The sequence below is a fragment of the Anaerococcus marasmi genome (assembly GCF_900290195.1).
In the GTDB taxonomy this organism is placed as follows: domain Bacteria; phylum Bacillota; class Clostridia; order Tissierellales; family Peptoniphilaceae; genus Anaerococcus; species Anaerococcus marasmi.
Window position 1 is genome coordinate 1712542 of sequence record NZ_OLMF01000004.1, and the last position, 16578, is coordinate 1729119.

General features: G+C 39.0%; 15 protein-coding genes. 11 read left to right on the plus strand and 4 right to left on the minus strand.

The features are described 5' to 3' along the window. Nucleotides 1-188: 188 nt before the first annotated feature. Both tyrS and C7D97_RS08685 read right to left on the minus strand, forming a co-directional pair. Nucleotides 189-1439: a tyrosine--tRNA ligase gene (tyrS, locus tag C7D97_RS08680; RefSeq protein ID WP_105301649.1), complete on the minus strand. Its 1251-nt coding sequence runs from the start codon at nucleotides 1437-1439 to the stop codon at nucleotides 189-191. 245 nt (nucleotides 1440-1684) lie between these two features. Further along, the gene (locus C7D97_RS08685) at nucleotides 1685-3064 is read right to left on the minus strand and encodes an alanine/glycine:cation symporter family protein (protein ID WP_105301650.1); all 1380 of its coding nucleotides are present in this window, start codon (nucleotides 3062-3064) and stop codon (nucleotides 1685-1687) included. Nucleotides 3065-3244: 180 nt separating this feature from the next. Here C7D97_RS08685 and metG point away from each other — a divergent pair, with 180 nt between their 5' ends. The 5 genes from metG to C7D97_RS08710 are packed head-to-tail and all read left to right on the plus strand — an operon-like array spanning nucleotide 3245 to nucleotide 7597. Continuing rightward, nucleotides 3245-5203 carry a methionine--tRNA ligase gene (metG, locus tag C7D97_RS08690; RefSeq protein WP_105301651.1) on the plus strand — a complete coding sequence of 653 codons (1959 nt, stop codon included), beginning with the start codon at nucleotides 3245-3247 and terminating at the stop codon, nucleotides 5201-5203. Continuing rightward, entirely contained in the window at nucleotides 5203-5964 is a 762-nt protein-coding gene (locus tag C7D97_RS08695; protein ID WP_105301652.1) for a TatD family hydrolase, read from the plus strand. The genes metG and C7D97_RS08695 overlap by 1 nt, the downstream gene beginning before the upstream one ends. After that, a complete protein-coding gene (gene rnmV / locus C7D97_RS08700) occupies nucleotides 5961-6491 on the plus strand; it encodes a ribonuclease M5 (RefSeq protein ID WP_105301653.1) in 531 nt (176 codons plus the stop codon). The genes C7D97_RS08695 and rnmV overlap by 4 nt, the downstream gene beginning before the upstream one ends. Continuing rightward, nucleotides 6488-7330, plus strand: coding sequence for a 16S rRNA (adenine(1518)-N(6)/adenine(1519)-N(6))-dimethyltransferase RsmA (gene rsmA, locus C7D97_RS08705; RefSeq protein ID WP_105301654.1), 843 nt, complete (start codon nucleotides 6488-6490; stop codon nucleotides 7328-7330). The genes rnmV and rsmA overlap by 4 nt, the downstream gene beginning before the upstream one ends. Before the next feature lie 36 nt (nucleotides 7331-7366). Continuing rightward, nucleotides 7367-7597, plus strand: coding sequence for a glutaredoxin family protein (locus C7D97_RS08710; protein WP_105301655.1), 231 nt, complete (start codon nucleotides 7367-7369; stop codon nucleotides 7595-7597). A gap of 41 nt (nucleotides 7598-7638) precedes the next feature. Here C7D97_RS08710 and C7D97_RS08715 read toward each other — a convergent pair whose 3' ends face one another. Further along, nucleotides 7639-8481 (minus strand): hypothetical protein, encoded by an 843-nt coding sequence (locus C7D97_RS08715; protein WP_105301656.1) that lies wholly within the window; start codon nucleotides 8479-8481, stop codon nucleotides 7639-7641. Between the two features lie 141 nt (nucleotides 8482-8622). On the opposite strand from C7D97_RS08715, the gene C7D97_RS08720 reads away from it, so the two are divergent. From C7D97_RS08720 to C7D97_RS08730, 3 genes are read left to right on the plus strand one after another with little or no spacing between them, the layout of a single operon-like run. Continuing rightward, nucleotides 8623-10056 (plus strand): UDP-N-acetylmuramoyl-L-alanyl-D-glutamate--2,6-diaminopimelate ligase, encoded by a 1434-nt coding sequence (locus tag C7D97_RS08720; protein ID WP_105301657.1) that lies wholly within the window; start codon nucleotides 8623-8625, stop codon nucleotides 10054-10056. After that, a complete protein-coding gene (locus tag C7D97_RS08725; protein WP_105301658.1) occupies nucleotides 10053-11261 on the plus strand; it encodes an aminoacetone oxidase family FAD-binding enzyme in 1209 nt (402 codons plus the stop codon). The genes C7D97_RS08720 and C7D97_RS08725 overlap by 4 nt, the downstream gene beginning before the upstream one ends. Beyond that, the gene (locus tag C7D97_RS08730; protein ID WP_105301659.1) at nucleotides 11254-12546 is read left to right on the plus strand and encodes an NAD(P)H-dependent oxidoreductase; all 1293 of its coding nucleotides are present in this window, start codon (nucleotides 11254-11256) and stop codon (nucleotides 12544-12546) included. The genes C7D97_RS08725 and C7D97_RS08730 overlap by 8 nt, the downstream gene beginning before the upstream one ends. A gap of 243 nt (nucleotides 12547-12789) precedes the next feature. Here the strand turns inward: C7D97_RS08730 and msrB are convergent, their stop codons facing one another. Then, on the minus strand, nucleotides 12790-13224 hold the full coding sequence (gene msrB / locus C7D97_RS08735; RefSeq protein WP_105301660.1) for a peptide-methionine (R)-S-oxide reductase MsrB: 435 nt from the start codon (nucleotides 13222-13224) through the stop codon (nucleotides 12790-12792). Between the two features lie 69 nt (nucleotides 13225-13293). Between msrB and C7D97_RS08740 the strand changes: the two genes are divergently transcribed. The 3 genes from C7D97_RS08740 to groL all read left to right on the plus strand — a co-directional run bounded on the left by C7D97_RS08740 (nucleotide 13294) and on the right by groL (nucleotide 16551). Then, complete coding sequence (locus C7D97_RS08740) at nucleotides 13294-14526, plus strand: pyridoxal phosphate-dependent aminotransferase (protein WP_105301661.1); 1233 nt, start codon at nucleotides 13294-13296, stop codon at nucleotides 14524-14526. Between the two features lie 92 nt (nucleotides 14527-14618). After that, on the plus strand, nucleotides 14619-14900 hold the full coding sequence (locus C7D97_RS08745; protein ID WP_015778420.1) for a co-chaperone GroES: 282 nt from the start codon (nucleotides 14619-14621) through the stop codon (nucleotides 14898-14900). 28 nt (nucleotides 14901-14928) lie between these two features. Beyond that, nucleotides 14929-16551 carry a chaperonin GroEL gene (gene groL / locus C7D97_RS08750; RefSeq protein WP_105301662.1) on the plus strand — a complete coding sequence of 541 codons (1623 nt, stop codon included), beginning with the start codon at nucleotides 14929-14931 and terminating at the stop codon, nucleotides 16549-16551. Nucleotides 16552-16578: the final 27 nt, after the last annotated feature.

The following is a 16578-nucleotide window of genomic DNA, read 5'->3' on the forward strand; positions in this document are numbered from 1 at the left end:
CGTTCGTTTCACTCACACTAAAACATATCAGAAAATACTAGTGTATATGTCTAGCTTTTTGTTTTAGGGTTAAATGTGCCAGTTAAGGCACATTTAACTAGTCGAGATAAGGGTAACTTAACTATAAAATAAATTTAAATTAAAGCTACTTTGTCTACTCTCTGAGCAGACCCAAGACCTGCTCTTATCTAGACAAGTTCAACTTTGTGGAAGTTTTTCTTACCTTTTTTGATTATTATTCTTCCATCTTCGAAGAGGTCTTCTGTAACTTCTATACTTGGATCGGCTACTTTCTCATCATTGATAGAAACTCCACCTTGCTTGATGATTCTTCTTGCTTCACCATTTGATTTGGTGAGACCTGTTTCAGTCATGAGGATTAGAAGTCCCTTTGGTAGGTCTGATTTTGCAATTTGTGTTGTTGGCATTGCGCTTTCGTCGCCTTTTCCGGTAAAGAGGGCCTTAGCTGCTGCTATTGCTTCATCTGCCTTTTCCTCGCCATGAACTAGTTTTACTACTTCGTAGGCTAGGATTTCTTTGGCCTTGTTGATTTCAGCTGCGTCTTTCGCAGAGCCTAGCTTCCTGCATTCATCTGTTGGAAGGAAGGTAAGCTGTAGGAGGAATTTCTCTACGTCCCTATCGTCCACATTTCTCATGTATTGATACATTTCGTAAGGGCTGGTCTTCTTTTCATCAAGCCATACAGCTCCCTTTTGGGATTTACCCATTTTCACTCCATCTGCAGTTGTAAGGAGGGAGAAGGTCATGCCGTAAGCTTGGCCGTCTTCGTGCTTTTTGATTAGGTCAACCCCGCCTATGATGTTGGACCATTGGTCAGATCCACCCATTTCAAGTCTTACCCCATCTTCTCTGTACATCTTAAGGAAGTCGTAGGATTGGAGTAGCATGTAGGAGAATTCGAAAAATGTAAGACCACCTGCAGCCATTCTATTTTTGTAAGCGTCTTTTTTGATCATTTCATTAACCAAAAACTCGCTTCCCACATCTCTTAGAAACTCAACGAAGTTTAGGTCAAGGAGCCAGTCTTTGTTGTTTAGCATAGTAGCTCCGCCTTCGGAGAAGTCTAAGAATCTTTGGAATTGATTGTAGAAACACTCCGCATTGTGATCAATCATCTCTTCTGTCATGACCTTTCTCATATCGCTCCTACCTGAAGGGTCTCCTATTAGGGTAGTTCCTCCACCTAGAAGGGCAACAGGTTTGTGGCCGTAGTTTTGCATACGCATCATTACCATAATTTGGATAAGATGGCCCACGGTTAGAGAATCTGCTGTAGCATCGAAGCCGCAGTAGAATTTAACTGATTCTTCCTTGAGTAATTTCTTAAGTTCCTCTTCGTTAGTTGCTTGTTCGTAGTAGCCACGATCTATAAGCTCATCGAAGACATTGTCGTATTCTTTTTCGTAAGTAAATTTCATCTAACATCCTTTCTATATCTTAAAATTAGGTACAAAAAAAGAGCATAAAAGCGCAACGAATGCGGTACCAGCTTTTTTTATACTCAGCGCCCAGGATAGACTCTAGGCAGGTCTTAAACAAAATGAAGTGTAATTCGCTATCCCTAAGGACAACTACTGGGTTTCATTGTAAGTTTTATTCTTTATACAGTATACACGGTCTAAAACTTAAAAGCAAGCCCCAAATATATGGGGCCTGCCTTAGCTTATAGATGGTATTCTTTATCTCTTTTCCAAACTGGATTTTCTTTTCCTTCTTTAAGTTGATTTTGGTAGTCATCTAAGATTCCTTTTACATCCTTAAATAGGAAGAATAAGCTTATAACGTTGATAAAGACTACTATTCCTACAAAGACATCTATAAAGCCCCATACGAGCTCAAGATCCATTTGAGTTGCCACCAAAAACATGATGAAGGCAATAATCCTATAGATCCAAAGAGGGATTTTGTATTTGTCTTTAAAGATTAGCCTTACATTACTCTCACCATAGAATAGGTCTGCTATAAGGGTTGTAAAGCCAAACATTAGCATGGCGAAAAACACTAGCCATCTTCCAGGAACTCCCAATATACTTTGGAAGGCATCTTGGACGAGATTGATTCCTACACCACTATCAGGATTGCCTACAACTCCTGTTAGAAGTAGGGCGAAGGCTGATAGGGAGCAGATTATGATTGTAGTAACAAAGGTACCAAACATTCCAAGAAATCCTTGTTCTGCTGGGTGGTCTACGTCTGCTGCTGCATGCATGATTCCTGCGATACCATTTCCTGCATCATTTGAGAAAAGACCTCTCGCTACACCCTGTCTAAAGGCATCCATAACAGTGTGGCCTACCATTCCTCCGAGGGCTGCCTGAGGCTTAAAGGCACTTTTAAAAATCATTCCTAAAACAGCTGGGAACTTACTTATGTTAGTAAAGATAATAACCAAAACTACTATTATATAAGCAAGAGCCATTACCGGAACGACCTTTGAAGAAAAGTCAGTAAGTCTTTTAACTCCACCGATTGTGATGATAAAGGCTGCTATTGTAACGACAATTCCTGGGATAATTGGGTTTAGATCAACAACTCCTGTAAAGGCTTGGCTTATTGAGTTTGATTGCATAAAGGCTATACAAAGACCCACTCCCAAGATGTAAAAAAAAGCTGTGATTATTCCCATAAACCTAGACTTAAGACCGAATTGTACATAATAGCTTGGTCCTCCTCTGTAAGACCCATCTTCGATCTTTACCCTGTAGATTTGTCCCAGGACAGTTTCTGCAAATGTGATTACCATACCCAAAAGTGCTGTAATCCACATCCAAAATACTGCTCCAGGTCCACCTAGACTTATGGCTGTAGCAACTCCTACAAGAGAACCTGTTCCAACTTGTCCTCCTACCGCTGTGGCAAGGGCTGCGAATCCGCTTACTCCGTCGCTTGCCTTAAGATTCTTTTTGATTACTTTTTTGATTAAGCGTGCATGTCTAAATTGTGGGAAGCCTAGCCTTATGGAATAGTAGAGTCCTACTGCCAAAAGCACATAGCCTATAACGTTTGCCCACATAAAGTCAGCCACTTTTAATATAAAATCCATTCTTCCTCCTTTTTTTATGTAAATGTAAACATATTTTCTAATGAATACGATATTTTCGTATTATACCCGAAAATTACGAATTTGATAAGTATTTGATAATAATAATCCTCAAAAATGATTTTTGGCATGATTTGAAGTATCATAAAGCTAGTATAATCGAAAGATTAAGAAAGGACTATTATGACAGAGAAGAAAGCTTATTACATTACAACACCGATATATTATCCAAATTCTAACTTGCATATCGGAAATACTTACACATCAGTCATAGCAGATGTGCTTAAAAGATATAAAAACTTAAAGGGCTTTGATGCCTACTTAACTACAGGAACAGACGAACACGGACAAAAGATCATGAGAACAGCCCTAGATGCTGGTACTAGTCCTCAAAAGTTTGTCGATATCATAGCGGAAGAGACAAAAGAGCTTTGGGAAAAGCTTGAAATCGACTATGATAGCTTTATAAGATCTACCGAGGCCCAACACGAAAAGGATGTCGCTGAAATCTTTACCAAACTTTACGAGAAGGGAGATATCTACAAGGGAGAGTACAAGGGATATTATTGTACACCTTGCGAGACCTTTTGGACTGAGTCCCAATTAGTTGATGGTAAATGTCCTGATTGCGGAAGAGATGTTGAATATCAAGAAGAAGAAACCTACTTTTTTAGACTTTCAAAATACGAAGATAAATTAAAAGAATTATTCAAAGACCACCCGGAATTTCTAGAACCTCAATTTAGACAAAAAGAAATGTTTAACAATTTTATCGGAAAAGGCCTTACAGATTTATCTGTAACTCGTAATTCCTTTGATTGGGGAGTAGACGTGCCATTTGACAACAAGCACGTAGTTTATGTTTGGATTGATGCTCTTTCTTGCTATCTTTCTGCCATTGGCTATGGAACTGATAAGGCTAAATTTGAAAGATACTGGCCTGCTGGAGTTCACCTAATCGGAAAGGATATTGTAAGATTTCATACAATAATCTGGCCAGCCCTACTAATGGCCTTAGATCTTCCACTTCCAGAGAAGGTATTTGCCCATGGTTGGATTCTTTTCGACAATGATAAGATGAGTAAGTCTAAGGGAAATATCATGTATCCAGAACCACTCGTAGACCTTTATGGGGTAGATGCCCTCAAATTCTACATGCTACGTGAGTTTAACTTCGGCTCTGACGGCAACTTCTCAGCTAGAAAATACATGGAAAGATATAATTCTGACCTAGTAAATGACCTAGGTAACCTAGTATCAAGAACTACATCAATGATTGATAAATATAATGGTGGAGAAGTAAGAAAGGGAACAGTATCAGATAGCTTTGATGATGAGCTTATTGGTCTTGCTAAAGAAACTTACACTAAGTTTAACAAGCTAATGGATGAGTTTAACTTTAACGCTGCTCTTGAAGCTGTTTGGACCCTAATTCGTCGTGCCAACAAATACGTAGACGAAACTGAGCCATGGATCTTAGGCCGTGACGAAGCCAATAAAGAAAGACTCGACAGAGTCTTATATAATCTCGCTGAAACTATCAGAATAGTAGCCCAACTAATCGAGCCAGTTATGAAAAACACAACTGCTACAATCCTAGAAAAAATCGGTACAGATAATAAGGGCTTTGAATCAGCAGGAGAGTTTGGCCTTCTTGAAGAAGGAGCTAGGGTAAGTAAGGGAGCAAATCTTTTTGATAGACTTGATATAGACAAGGAACTTGTTAAGCTTCACGAGGCGAATGGTGCCCTTATTGAGAAAAGACTGAATAAGAATAAGAAGGAAGATGAAGAAAAATCTAAGGAATCTAAGGAAGAATATATAGACTTCGAAGACTTTACCAAAGTCGACCTAGTTGTAGGTAAGATCCTAGAAGCGAAAGACCATCCGAATGCAGATAAGCTCTTAGTCTTTAAGGTAGACATAGGAGAAGATGAGCCAAGAACAATAATTTCTGGTATCAAGAAATGGTATGCTCCAGAAGATTTAGTAGGTAAAAACGTAATCGTCGTAAGAAATCTTGCTCCAAGAAAGATGCGTGGCATCGAATCTCAAGGCATGCTTCTTGCAGCAGACTTTGACGATGACTTATCCCTCCTATCAACCCTAGAAGACTTAAAGCCAGGAGCAAGGGTAAGCTAATGGCTCTAATAGATACTCACGCCCATCTTACAGATGAGGCCTTTGATGATGACAGGCTCTTTATACTAAGAGACCTGTCAAATTTTAATGTAAAGGCAGTAATAAATCCAGGATGCAATGTCAAAGATTCCAAATTGGCAGTAGAGCTTGCAGGAGAATTTGACAATTTCTACGCCCAAGTAGGAATCCATCCCGAAGAAGTTTCAAGATTGGGAGATAATGACCTAGAGATAATAGAAAATCTTGCCCGAAATCCAAAAGTTGTAGCCATAGGCGAAATAGGCCTTGATTATTACTGGCGAGATGACAATAAGGACGAGCAAAAGGAAGTCTTCATTAAACAATTAGAAATGGCAAGAAGACTCAATCTTCCTGTAGTTGTTCACACAAGAGATGTGGGAGAAGATGCCTACGAGATTCTAAAGGACTTTAGGGACCTTAAGGTCCAAATCCATTGTTTTTCAGAAGGCTTAGAGCTTTTGGATAAGTATATGGACCTTGGATTTTTTATTTCAATCGGAGGGGTTGTGACCTTTTCCAACGGAGAAAATGAAAAGCTTGCCGCAAGTCATGTCGATATCAATAGACTAATGCTTGAAACAGATAGTCCCTACCTTACTCCAGAGCCTTACAGGGGGCTTAGAAATGATCCTAGAAAGATTATAGAAGTCGCAAGGGAGATAGCTAAGCTTAGGGGAATGAAGCTTAAGAAACTTGAAAAGAGAACTAGCAAAAATGCAGAGGAATTTTTCGGCTTATGATAAAAGAAACTATAGTAGTAGAAGGAAAAGATGATATAGCAAATGTCAAAAGAGCGGTTGACTGCGAGATGATTGCAACCAATGGCCTTGCTTTTGGAAAAGATTTAATCGAAAGACTTAAGGAAGTTGATAAAAGATGTGGGATAATCATCCTAACAGATCCAGACTATGCAGGAAAAAAGATTAGATCAAGGATTGCAAAGCACATACCAAATGCCAAGCATGCCTATATCGACAGGAAAAAGGCTATCAAAAAAAACGACCTCGGCGTAGAAAATGCAGAGCCTGATGTTATAATCGAAGCCCTAAGAAGGGCCAAGGCAGAGACCAAAGAGAGGGTAGAGACTTTCACCATGACAGACTTGATAGAAAACGACCTCTCTTTTGGAAAAGGCTCCAAAGAGAGAAGAGAAAAGCTGGGCGATATTTTAGGCATTGGCTATTATAATTCCAAGCAACTTCTCTCCAAGCTCAACTCCTTTGGCATAAGTCGTGAAGAATTTGAAAGGGCGGTAGACAATTTATGAAAAAATTATACTCACCCAAAGTTGTAAAAGACATAATAGACCTATATAACTTTAGATTTTCCAAATCTCTGGGCCAAAACTTCTTGATAGATAAAAATTTCGTAGAAAAAATCGTAGATGCAGCAGATGTTTCAGGCACCAACGTCCTAGAAATCGGACCGGGAATTGGAACAATCACCTACGAGATGGCAAAGACTGCAAAGAAGGTATTAGCAATCGAGATTGATAGTTCTCTTATTCCAATTATAGAAGAGAATATGGAAGAGTTTGATAACTTTAAACTAATTCACGAAGATATCCTAAAGGCCGACCTTGGAAGAATCATAGAAGAAGAGTTAGCTGGAGAAGACTTCAAAGTAGTAAGTAATCTCCCTTATTATATAACGACTCCTATCATAGAAAAACTTATAGAAGCTGACCTCCCTTGTAGGGACATGACCATTATGGTCCAAAAGGAAGTGGCAGATAGGATGCTTGCTGATGAGAAAAGTAAGGACTACTCTTCTCTTTCTGTCTTTATCAAATATTACTCAGATGCAGAAAAGATAACTAATGTTCCTAAGTCAGTATTTATGCCTCAACCTAAGATTGACTCGACTGTCCTTAAGCTAAATCTTAGAAAATACAGAGACGATGTAGATGAAAAGAAACTTTTTGCCCTAGTCCATGCGGGCTTTAACAAGAGAAGAAAGACTATTCTAAATTCCCTCTCAGATGTTGTCGAAAAAGAAAAATTAAGATTAGCCTTCGATAAATTGGGTATAAAAAATAACCTGAGGGCAGAGAACTTGTCCTTGGACGATTTTATAAATTTGACAAAAACTATTGAGACCCTATAATTAATGGGTATATATAGGGAGAGAACGGAGGAGAATATGGCAGATATTAAAATTTATACATCAAATACATGTGTTTTCTGTAAGGCAGCAAAACAATATTTCAACGAAAAAGGAATCGAATTTACTGAATACAATGTCGACAAGGATAAGGACGCTGTAGATTACCTTGTAAGCAAGGGCTACAGGGGAGTACCAGTTATTAATATCGACGGAGAAGATATAGTTGGCTTTGATAAGGAAGCTATTGAAGCAAAACTAAATATTTAATTTAAAAGGAGTAAGCGTGGATTTGGCTTGCTCCTTTTATGTTAATCGATTTTACTAATCTCTATGGATTGGATCACTCCTTTGAGGGAAGTTAGGGTAATTTTGTAGGAATCTTTTGTCTCTAGATAGTATTTCTTGCTAGGATTTTCTTTATTTCCTGGATCTTCTTTTATTTTATCTTTGAAATTCTTCACTACATCATCTATGGAATCTTCAAGCTTGATACCCATGACCTCAAAGTCCCTGTTGTTATTGATAACAGAAGCCTTTAAGTGAGTAATTGGAGTCTCTTCACTAATATCAGACTCTTCAAAAAAGGCTTCTAAGAGATAAAATTCCTTGAAAGCATCTTTGACTTCTCCATCAGTAAACCAGGTCGGTTTTTTCTTAGTACTTTCTCCAAGTCTTCTGATATTGGCGCTTTTGCCTCCTTCTTCATCTTCTTTTATTTTGTAGGAAAATCCCCTGTCTGTGAAGTCTTTTAGCTTAACTGGCATAGAATAGATTTCACCTTCTATGATAAAGCTAGCATCATCTCTTCTGCTGGTGCTATGGCCCTTATCGGGAGACTTATCTTCGTAGGGATTTGTAGGATGGGTGATGAAAGTCTCTGCTCCAAGGAGGATTGGGTAGGTGAAGACCATCACAACATTAAGAATAAGGAGGAGGATTATGGGATGGGCGAAGTCCTTGTTTACCCCATCAATCAAGGCGCTTATGCTTCCTATTAGTCCCAAGGCCATAAGGATAAAACTTGCAAGCTTAAGCGGCCTATCAAAGCCTAGGATATCTATGTAGGAATATCTAAAGGCGAAGGATATTACAAAAATCACAAGTCCTATGATAAGACTTGCCTTATAAATTATCGACTTATCTTTTTTCATTCTAACCTCTTTTCTATAGGAATATTTTATCAGATTATTGATAAAAAGGAAATTAAATTTCTCAAATTCCTTCTTGATGAAACTTTGCCCCTACAAAGGTAAAATACTTACTTAGAACAAGTATTGAAAGGACAAATTATTTTGATAAGTTTTGAAGATATTATTTCACATATGTCTTATATAGATTATAAAAAAGCAAATGATAAGGCTATTAAACAAGTTACAAATGATTCGAGAAAGGTCGATGAAGGAACTATATTTGTAGCTATCAAGGGCTCACTTAGCGATGGGCACGATTATATAACTTCTGCCATAGAAAAGGGCGCAAGCCTTATAATTCATACAGCAGATATTAAAAGAGAAGAAGGGATCTCCTATATCAAAGTAGCTGATCCAAGAAAGGCACTTGCCCAAATCTCCAATTTAATCTACGATTTTCCATCAAGGAAAATGGACCTTTTAGCTGTTACTGGATCAAATGGCAAGACAACTACATCAAGGCTTATTTCCTTCCTTATGGGAGAGATCTTTGGAGATAGTGCAAGTATCGGGACAAACAACGCTGTGGTAGGAGATGAGCTTATCCCTACATCAAATACAACTCCAGATATCACAGAGGTAAATAGGATCCTTGCTAAGTGTCTTGATAAAAACATCCACCACTTATCCCTCGAGGCCTCAAGCCATGGCCTTGACCAGAAAAGACTATACGGACTAGATATTTCCTACGGTATATTTACCAATCTATCCGAAGAGCACCTAGACTATCACAAGACTATGGACAATTACTTCAAGGCCAAGATGATTTTGTTTGAAAATGCCAAGACAACCATAGCCAATATCGACGATCCTTATGGGAAAAAAGCTAAGGAACTTTTCCCAAATACTGTAACCTTTGCCATAGACGAGGAAAATGCTGACTACAGGGCGGAAGATATTAGAAAAGAAGATGGGAAGATTTCCTTTAGGATTAAAGGCTGTGAATTTGTAATAAGAAAAATCGCAAATTATGAAATATACAATACCCTCGCAGCTTGTGCCTGCCTTAATCAGATGGGGGCAAGCATGGAAGAAATCGCTGCTGCCTTCAAGAAATTTAAGGGAGTTAAGTCGAGATTTGAATATATAGAAAATGATTTGGGCATAAATATAATCCTAGACTTTGCCCATACTCCTCGTGCCTACGAAGCTCTTTTCGAATCAGTTCCAAAAGAGGCCAAGAAAATTGCGGTCTTTGGCATAAATGGAGATAGGAACGCTAATTTTAGAAGACTTATAGGAAATGCTTGTGGGAAGTTCGATACCTTCGCAGTCCTTACTACAGATGACCCGAAGTTTGATGATATAGACCATATCAACGAGGAGATAATAGTAGGCCTTGATGATTATAAGCAAGCCTACGTCATAAGAAAAGATAGGACAGATGCAATGGAATACGCCTTTAGGAAGGCTGAGCCTTCTGATTATGTCTTTCTACTAGGAAAGGGTGAGGAGAATTTTATGAAATATCATGGAAATGAGAAGACTCCTTACAGCGAGAGAGAAACCATAAAGAAGGCCTTGGCTAGGATATGAAGGTATTTGTAATAGGGGCAGGAGTAGCAGGTCTTGCCTTTGCAAGTTTCGCCGAAGGTCTTGATGTTACAGTAATCGACTCCAATGAAGAGGCAGGCAGGAAGCTCCTTGCGACAGGAAATGGTAGATGTAATTTTACCAATCTCAATTATTCCAAGGACTTTTACCAAGGAGAAAACCCATACTTCCCTGCTTATGCCTTAGACTATTTCAGAAATTCTGACCTGATAGAATACTTTAAAAAGCTCGGCATAGATTCTAAGACTCTTCCAAGCGGGAGGACCTATCCAGCTACCATGTCCGCAAGGTCTGTTAGGGATATCTTGTATCTTTCGGCAAAGGATAAGGCCAAATTCATCTTTAATGAGAAAATTACTGGCATTGACCTAGAAAAGAAGTTAATTGAAAGTGATAAGAATAAGTACAAATATGATATCCTAGTCCTTGCAAGTGGAGGAATCACCCTCAAAAACTCAGGCTCTGATGGATCTGTCTTTGAAATTATTAGGGATAAGCAAAAGATTACGGACTTAACTTACGGGATTACAAATTACAAAACAAGGGAGAAGCTCTCCAAAAAGGCCAAGGGGACTAGGGTTACCGCAAAGGCTAGCCTCTTCCTAGGAGATAAGCTCATCAAGGAATCCACAGACGATGTGATCTTTCAATCTTATGGCCTAACTGGTACGGCTATTTTGGATTTATCTAACGAGATAAGTATAGGTCTTAAGAAAAATCAAAAGCCTATGATAAGCCTAGATCTCTTTCCATCCTATGGGAGAGAGGGATTGAGAAAAAGGATAAAGGACCTTGCCGAAACTTTTCCTGAAAGAAGGATAGGAGAGATCCTCCTAGGTCTAATTAATGATAGACTTATAGAAGATATAGTCAAAAAGGCAAGGATTTCGATAGACATGCTCGGTAAAGACCTAAGCGATAAGGATATGGATATGCTAATTAAAATCCTAAAAGGGATGAGATTTACTGTAAAAGATATCCATGATAAGACAAACGCCCAGGTGACAATCGGGGGAGTCGATACAAGATTTGTCGATGATAGAACTATGAGATCAAAAATCTACCAAGATTTGTACTTTTGTGGTGAAATCCTAGATGTATCTGGTTCTTGTGGAGGGTACAATATACAGTGGGCTTTTTCCTCAGCGAAGTTAGCCTGTGACAAGATAAGGAGTATAAATGTTTAAAATAAATAGAAAACTGAAAGAAATGAAAGATAACGGAGAAAGCATCAAGCTTGCCATAATTGGTTGTGGCAAGATGGGGGCTTCCTTAATCAGCCAACTATCAAAGATGGATGCTATGGAAGTTAAACTTGTAGTAGATAGAACTCCACAAAAAGCTATCAAGGCCCTAGTAAATGCAGGAATCTCTGAAGATAAAATAATATTTACAGATGACTATAATGAAGGATACGAAGTTTTAGAAAAAGGCTTCGTTTGTGTATCAACAAACTACAGACTATCCTATAAACTTATGCAAATAAATGCTGTAGTTGACTGTACAGGTAACCCTCCATTTGGAGCGGTTATAGCAAGAAAAACTATCCAGTATCACAAACACATGATCACCTTCAATGTAGAATGTGATGCTGTAGTTGGACCTGTCCTTAACGATATGGCCAAGAAGGCAGGAGTAGTTTATACAGGAATCCTTGGCGATGAGCCAGGAGCTATAATCGACCTTGTAGAATACGCTTACGGAATGGGACTTGAAGTCTTGGTCGCTGCCAAGGGAAAGAACAACCCACTAGACCATGACGCGACACCAGAAAGTTTGGCAGAAAAAGCCAAAGAAAAGGGTCTATCAGCAAAGATGCTTACAAGCTTTGTAGATGGAACAAATACCATGCTAGAGCTTAACTCTGTATCAAACGCCCTAGGCTTCTTGCCAGATGTCTTTGGCTGCCACGGCATCGATACAAGCCCAGAGACTGCTGTAGAAGATTTTAAATTAAAGGCAGACGGCGGCAAGCTATCAAGATATGGAGTAGTAGAATTCTCCCGCGGCATGGCTCCAGGAGTATTTATCATAGTAACAAGTGATCAAGAAGACGTAAGAGACTTAATGAAGTTCCTAGGCTTTGGAGATGGTCCAAACTACTTGATGTACAGACCATACCACCTAACAAGTCTTGAAACACCAATTACAATCTACAAGGCTGTAGTAGAAAACGAAGCGACAATAGTTCCTCTTCACGGCCAAGTAGCTGATACTGTAACTATTGCCAAAAGGGACATCAAGGCTGGAGAAAGACTCGAAGGAGTTGGATCAAAGACAGTTTATGGTAAGCTTACTAGCCACGATAGAAGCCTTGCCGAAGATCTCTTGCCAATAGCCCTAATTACAGATAAGACAAAGGCAGTAAAAGATATAGAAAAGGGCACAGTAATAGATATGTCTATGGTAGAACTTGACGAAAAGGCAACTATCACAAGACTAAGAAGAAGACAAAATTCCATGAAATTGTAAAAGAAAGACCGATCGTCCTAGGATAATCGGTCTTTTTGAGTGCTTATTCTATATGATTTGGCTTAATACAAAAATTTTAAAAATAATTATCCAAATAAAAAGACAGGAGTGTGTTGGTTTCTCCTGTCTTTTTTGCGTCCAAAATGAAAGAACTTTCTTTCTAGTCACGTATATTATACAGAATATTGGTTGAAAGTGCAATAGAATTATTTTTACAATACCGATGTCAAGTAAATCAAATTCTTAATTAAACAATTTTAGATACTCGCCATAGCCTTCTTCTTCCATTTTCTCCTTGGGTATAAATCTAAGGCTTGCCCCGTTTATACAGAATCTAAGCCCTCCCTTATCCTTAGGACCGTCAGGGAAGACATGGCCTAGGTGGCTGTCGGCGGACTTGCTCCTTACCTCTTTTCTCACCATTCCGTGGCTTAGGTCGACTTCTTCCTTTATTTCGGTTTCGTCAATCGCCTTAGTAAAGGAAGGCCAACCGCATCCAGCATCGTACTTATCAAGTGATGAGAAAAGGGCCTTGCCGCTTACAATATCTACATAGATTCCCTCTTCATAGAAGTCATCATAGATACTTGAGAAGGGTCTTTCTGTGGCATTTTCCTGGGTTACCCTATAGGAAATATCGGTCAGTTTATTTTTTAAATCTTTCTTATCGTAATTCATAGTCGCTCCTTTTTATCACTATACGATTCTTTTATATGATAGTATAATGAAGATTATTAGGAGGAAATTATGCCAATGACAATTAAAAGGGCGACCCGGAACAATGGACCTGACCTCGCCTTTGATATAAACAACAAGGCAAACGCCGCTATAGAAAAATACGGAAGAGAGGCTGTGATTAACGCAGCTCTGGGAACTCTTCTAGACGATAAGGGAAAGATAATAGCCCTTCCTTCAGTTTATGATAGGCTTGATGAGATGGATAGGAGTCATATCGCTTCCTACGCCCCAATCGAGGGAGAGAAGGACTATAGGAAAATCGTAATCGATACTCTCTTCGGTCCTTACAAACCAGAAGGCTATATTTCAGCAATAGCAACTCCTGGAGGAACTGGAGCCATTAGGTCTGCCATATTTTCCTATCTAGACGAGGGAGACCCTTTGATCTGCCACGATTATTATTGGGCTCCTTATAGGAAGATTTGCGAGGAATTTGGTAGAGACTTTAAGACCTTTGAGTTTTTCACAGACGATTTTGCCTTTAATATAGATGCTTACAAAAAAGCTTTTGATAAAGGGCTTAGGGATTCTGATAGGATTGCTTCTCTTATTAACTCTCCAGGCAATAACCCGACAGGTTACTCTCTATCAGATGAGGAGTGGGATGAGGTCATCACTTTCCTTAAGGAGAAGGCAGAGGATAAGGATAAGAAAATCACCGTTATAGTTGATGTGGCCTATCTTGAATTTGCAGGCGATGGGGATAGTCAGAGGAAGTTTTTTGAGAAGTTTTCAAATCTTCCTCGTAATCTCTTCGTAATAGTAGCATTTTCTATGAGTAAGTCCCACACAGCCTACGGCCTAAGAAGTGGAGCCGCTGTCGGTATATCTTCTAGTAAAGAGATCATAAAAGAGTTTGAGGCAAGTCTTGCCCACTCTGCAAGATGTAACTGGTCAAATGGGACCCATGCTGCTCAGAATATCCTAATCGAGCTTGAAAGAGACGAAAATAAGAAAATTTATGAGAAGGAACTTGTAGACTTAAGGGCTATGCTAAAGAGACGAGCAGATGTATTTGTAGAAGCTGCCAAGGAGAATAAACTTACAATGATTCCTTATTTTGGAGGATTTTTCACCTTTATCCCAACTGATAGGGCCTTCGATATAGTAAAAGATTTAGAAAAAGAAAATATCTTCACCATTCCTTCAGCCAAGGGAATAAGAGTTGCCATATGCGGAGTAGGAGAAGAGAAAATTCCAAAACTAGTCCAAAGACTTGCCTTTTACACAAATAAAAAATAAAACTTGCAAAAATTTTAGCTCTTAGTATATTAATATTGTGAGTTAGCACTTAAGACGTGTGAGTGCTAAATGTAAAAACAAAGGAGATTAAAATGATGCTAAAACCAATCGGTGATAGAGTAGTTATACAAAAAGCAGAAGCTGAGAAGACAACAGCATCTGGAATTGTTCTTCCAGAAAGCGCTCAAGAAAAACCACAATATGCAGAAATCGTAGCAATTTCAGCAGATATTGAAAACGACGAGAAGAAAAAGGACTCTCTCAAAGTTGGAGATAAGGTAATCTATTCCCAATACGCAGGAACAGATGTAAAGCTTGATGATGAAGAGTTCATCGTAGTTAAATATAACGATATACTAGCAGTTGTACAATAATATATACTAGAAAGAGAAAGGATATACTATGGCTAAAGATATTAAATTTTCATCTGACGCAAGAAAAGGACTTGAAGCAGGAATTGATAAATTAGCAAATGCTGTAAAAGTAACTCTTGGACCAAAGGGACGTAACGTAGTTCTTGATAAGGCCTATGGAGCACCAACCATCACAAACGACGGTGTAACCATAGCCCAAGACATAGAACTTGAAGATAGATTTGAAAACATGGGAGCTCAACTTGTAAAAGAAGTTGCTACAAAGACAAATGACGTAGCAGGGGACGGAACTACAACAGCAACAGTTTTAGCTCACGCTATCATCAAAGAAGGACTCAAAAACCTAGCAGCAGGAGCAAACCCAGTAGTACTTCAAAAGGGTCTAAAGAAAGCAACTGACGAAGTAGTTGACTATATCAAAGAAAACTCTAGAGAAGTAGAAGACAAACAAGCTATAGAAAACGTAGGAACAATCTCCTCAGCTGACCCAGAAATCGGTAAATTCATAGCAGATGCTATGGAAAAGGTTGGAAATGATGGAGTAATCACAGTAGAAGAATCCAAAACAACAGATACCTACCTAGACGTTGTAGAAGGAATGCAATTTGACAAGGGCTACCTATCCCCATACATGGCAACAGACAATGAAAAAATGATAGCTGACCTTGACGATCCATACATCCTTCTAACAGACAAGAAGATTTCAAACATCCAAGAAATCCTCCCACTCCTAGAAGAAGTTGTTCAAGCTTCCAAACCACTTCTAATCATAGCAGATGACGTAGACGGTGAAGCTCTTACAACACTTATCCTAAACAAACTAAGAGGAACCTTTAACGTAGTTGCAGTAAAGGCACCAGGCTATGGTGATAGAAGAAAAGCTATGCTTGAAGATATAGCAATACTCACAGGAGCTACAGTAGTTAGCGAAGAACTTGGCATGGACCTTAAAGATACAGCTATGGATATGCTAGGATCTGCTAAGAAAGTTAAAGTAGACAAAGACAACACAACCATAGTAGAAGGAAAAGGCGACAAGGCTAACCTTGAAGAAAGAGTAGAAACAATCCGCAAGCAAATCGATAAAGAAGATAGCGAATACGAAAAAGAAAAACTTCAAGAAAGAGTTGCCAAACTTGCAGGTGGAGTTGCAGTAATCAACGTTGGAGCTGCGACAGAAACTGAAATGCAAGAGAAAAAATACAGAATCGAGGACGCCCTATCAGCAACAAGAGCCGCAGTAGAAGAAGGTATAGTTGCAGGTGGTGGAGTTGTCCTAATCGGCGCAATCGAAAAGGTAGCTAAATTAGAAGAAAGCTTAAAGGCAGATGAGAAGACAGGTGCTCTAATCATCAAAAAAGCCCTAGAAGCTCCACTAAGACAAATCGTAGAAAACGCAGGCATGGACGGATCTGTAATAGTAGAAAAAGTTAAAAATTCTGCTAAGGATGAAGGATACGATGCCTATAATGACGAGTTCGTAAACATGTTCGAAAAAGGAATCGTAGAACCAACCAAGGTAACAAGATCAGCCCTACAAAATGCAGTTTCAGTTGCAGGAATGATTCTAACAACAGAAGCAGCAGTAGCAGACATCCCAGAAGAAAACCCAGCTCCACAAATGCCAGCTGGCATGCCAGGAATGTATTAAAATAAAAACCAGGACAGAAGAGCCTAA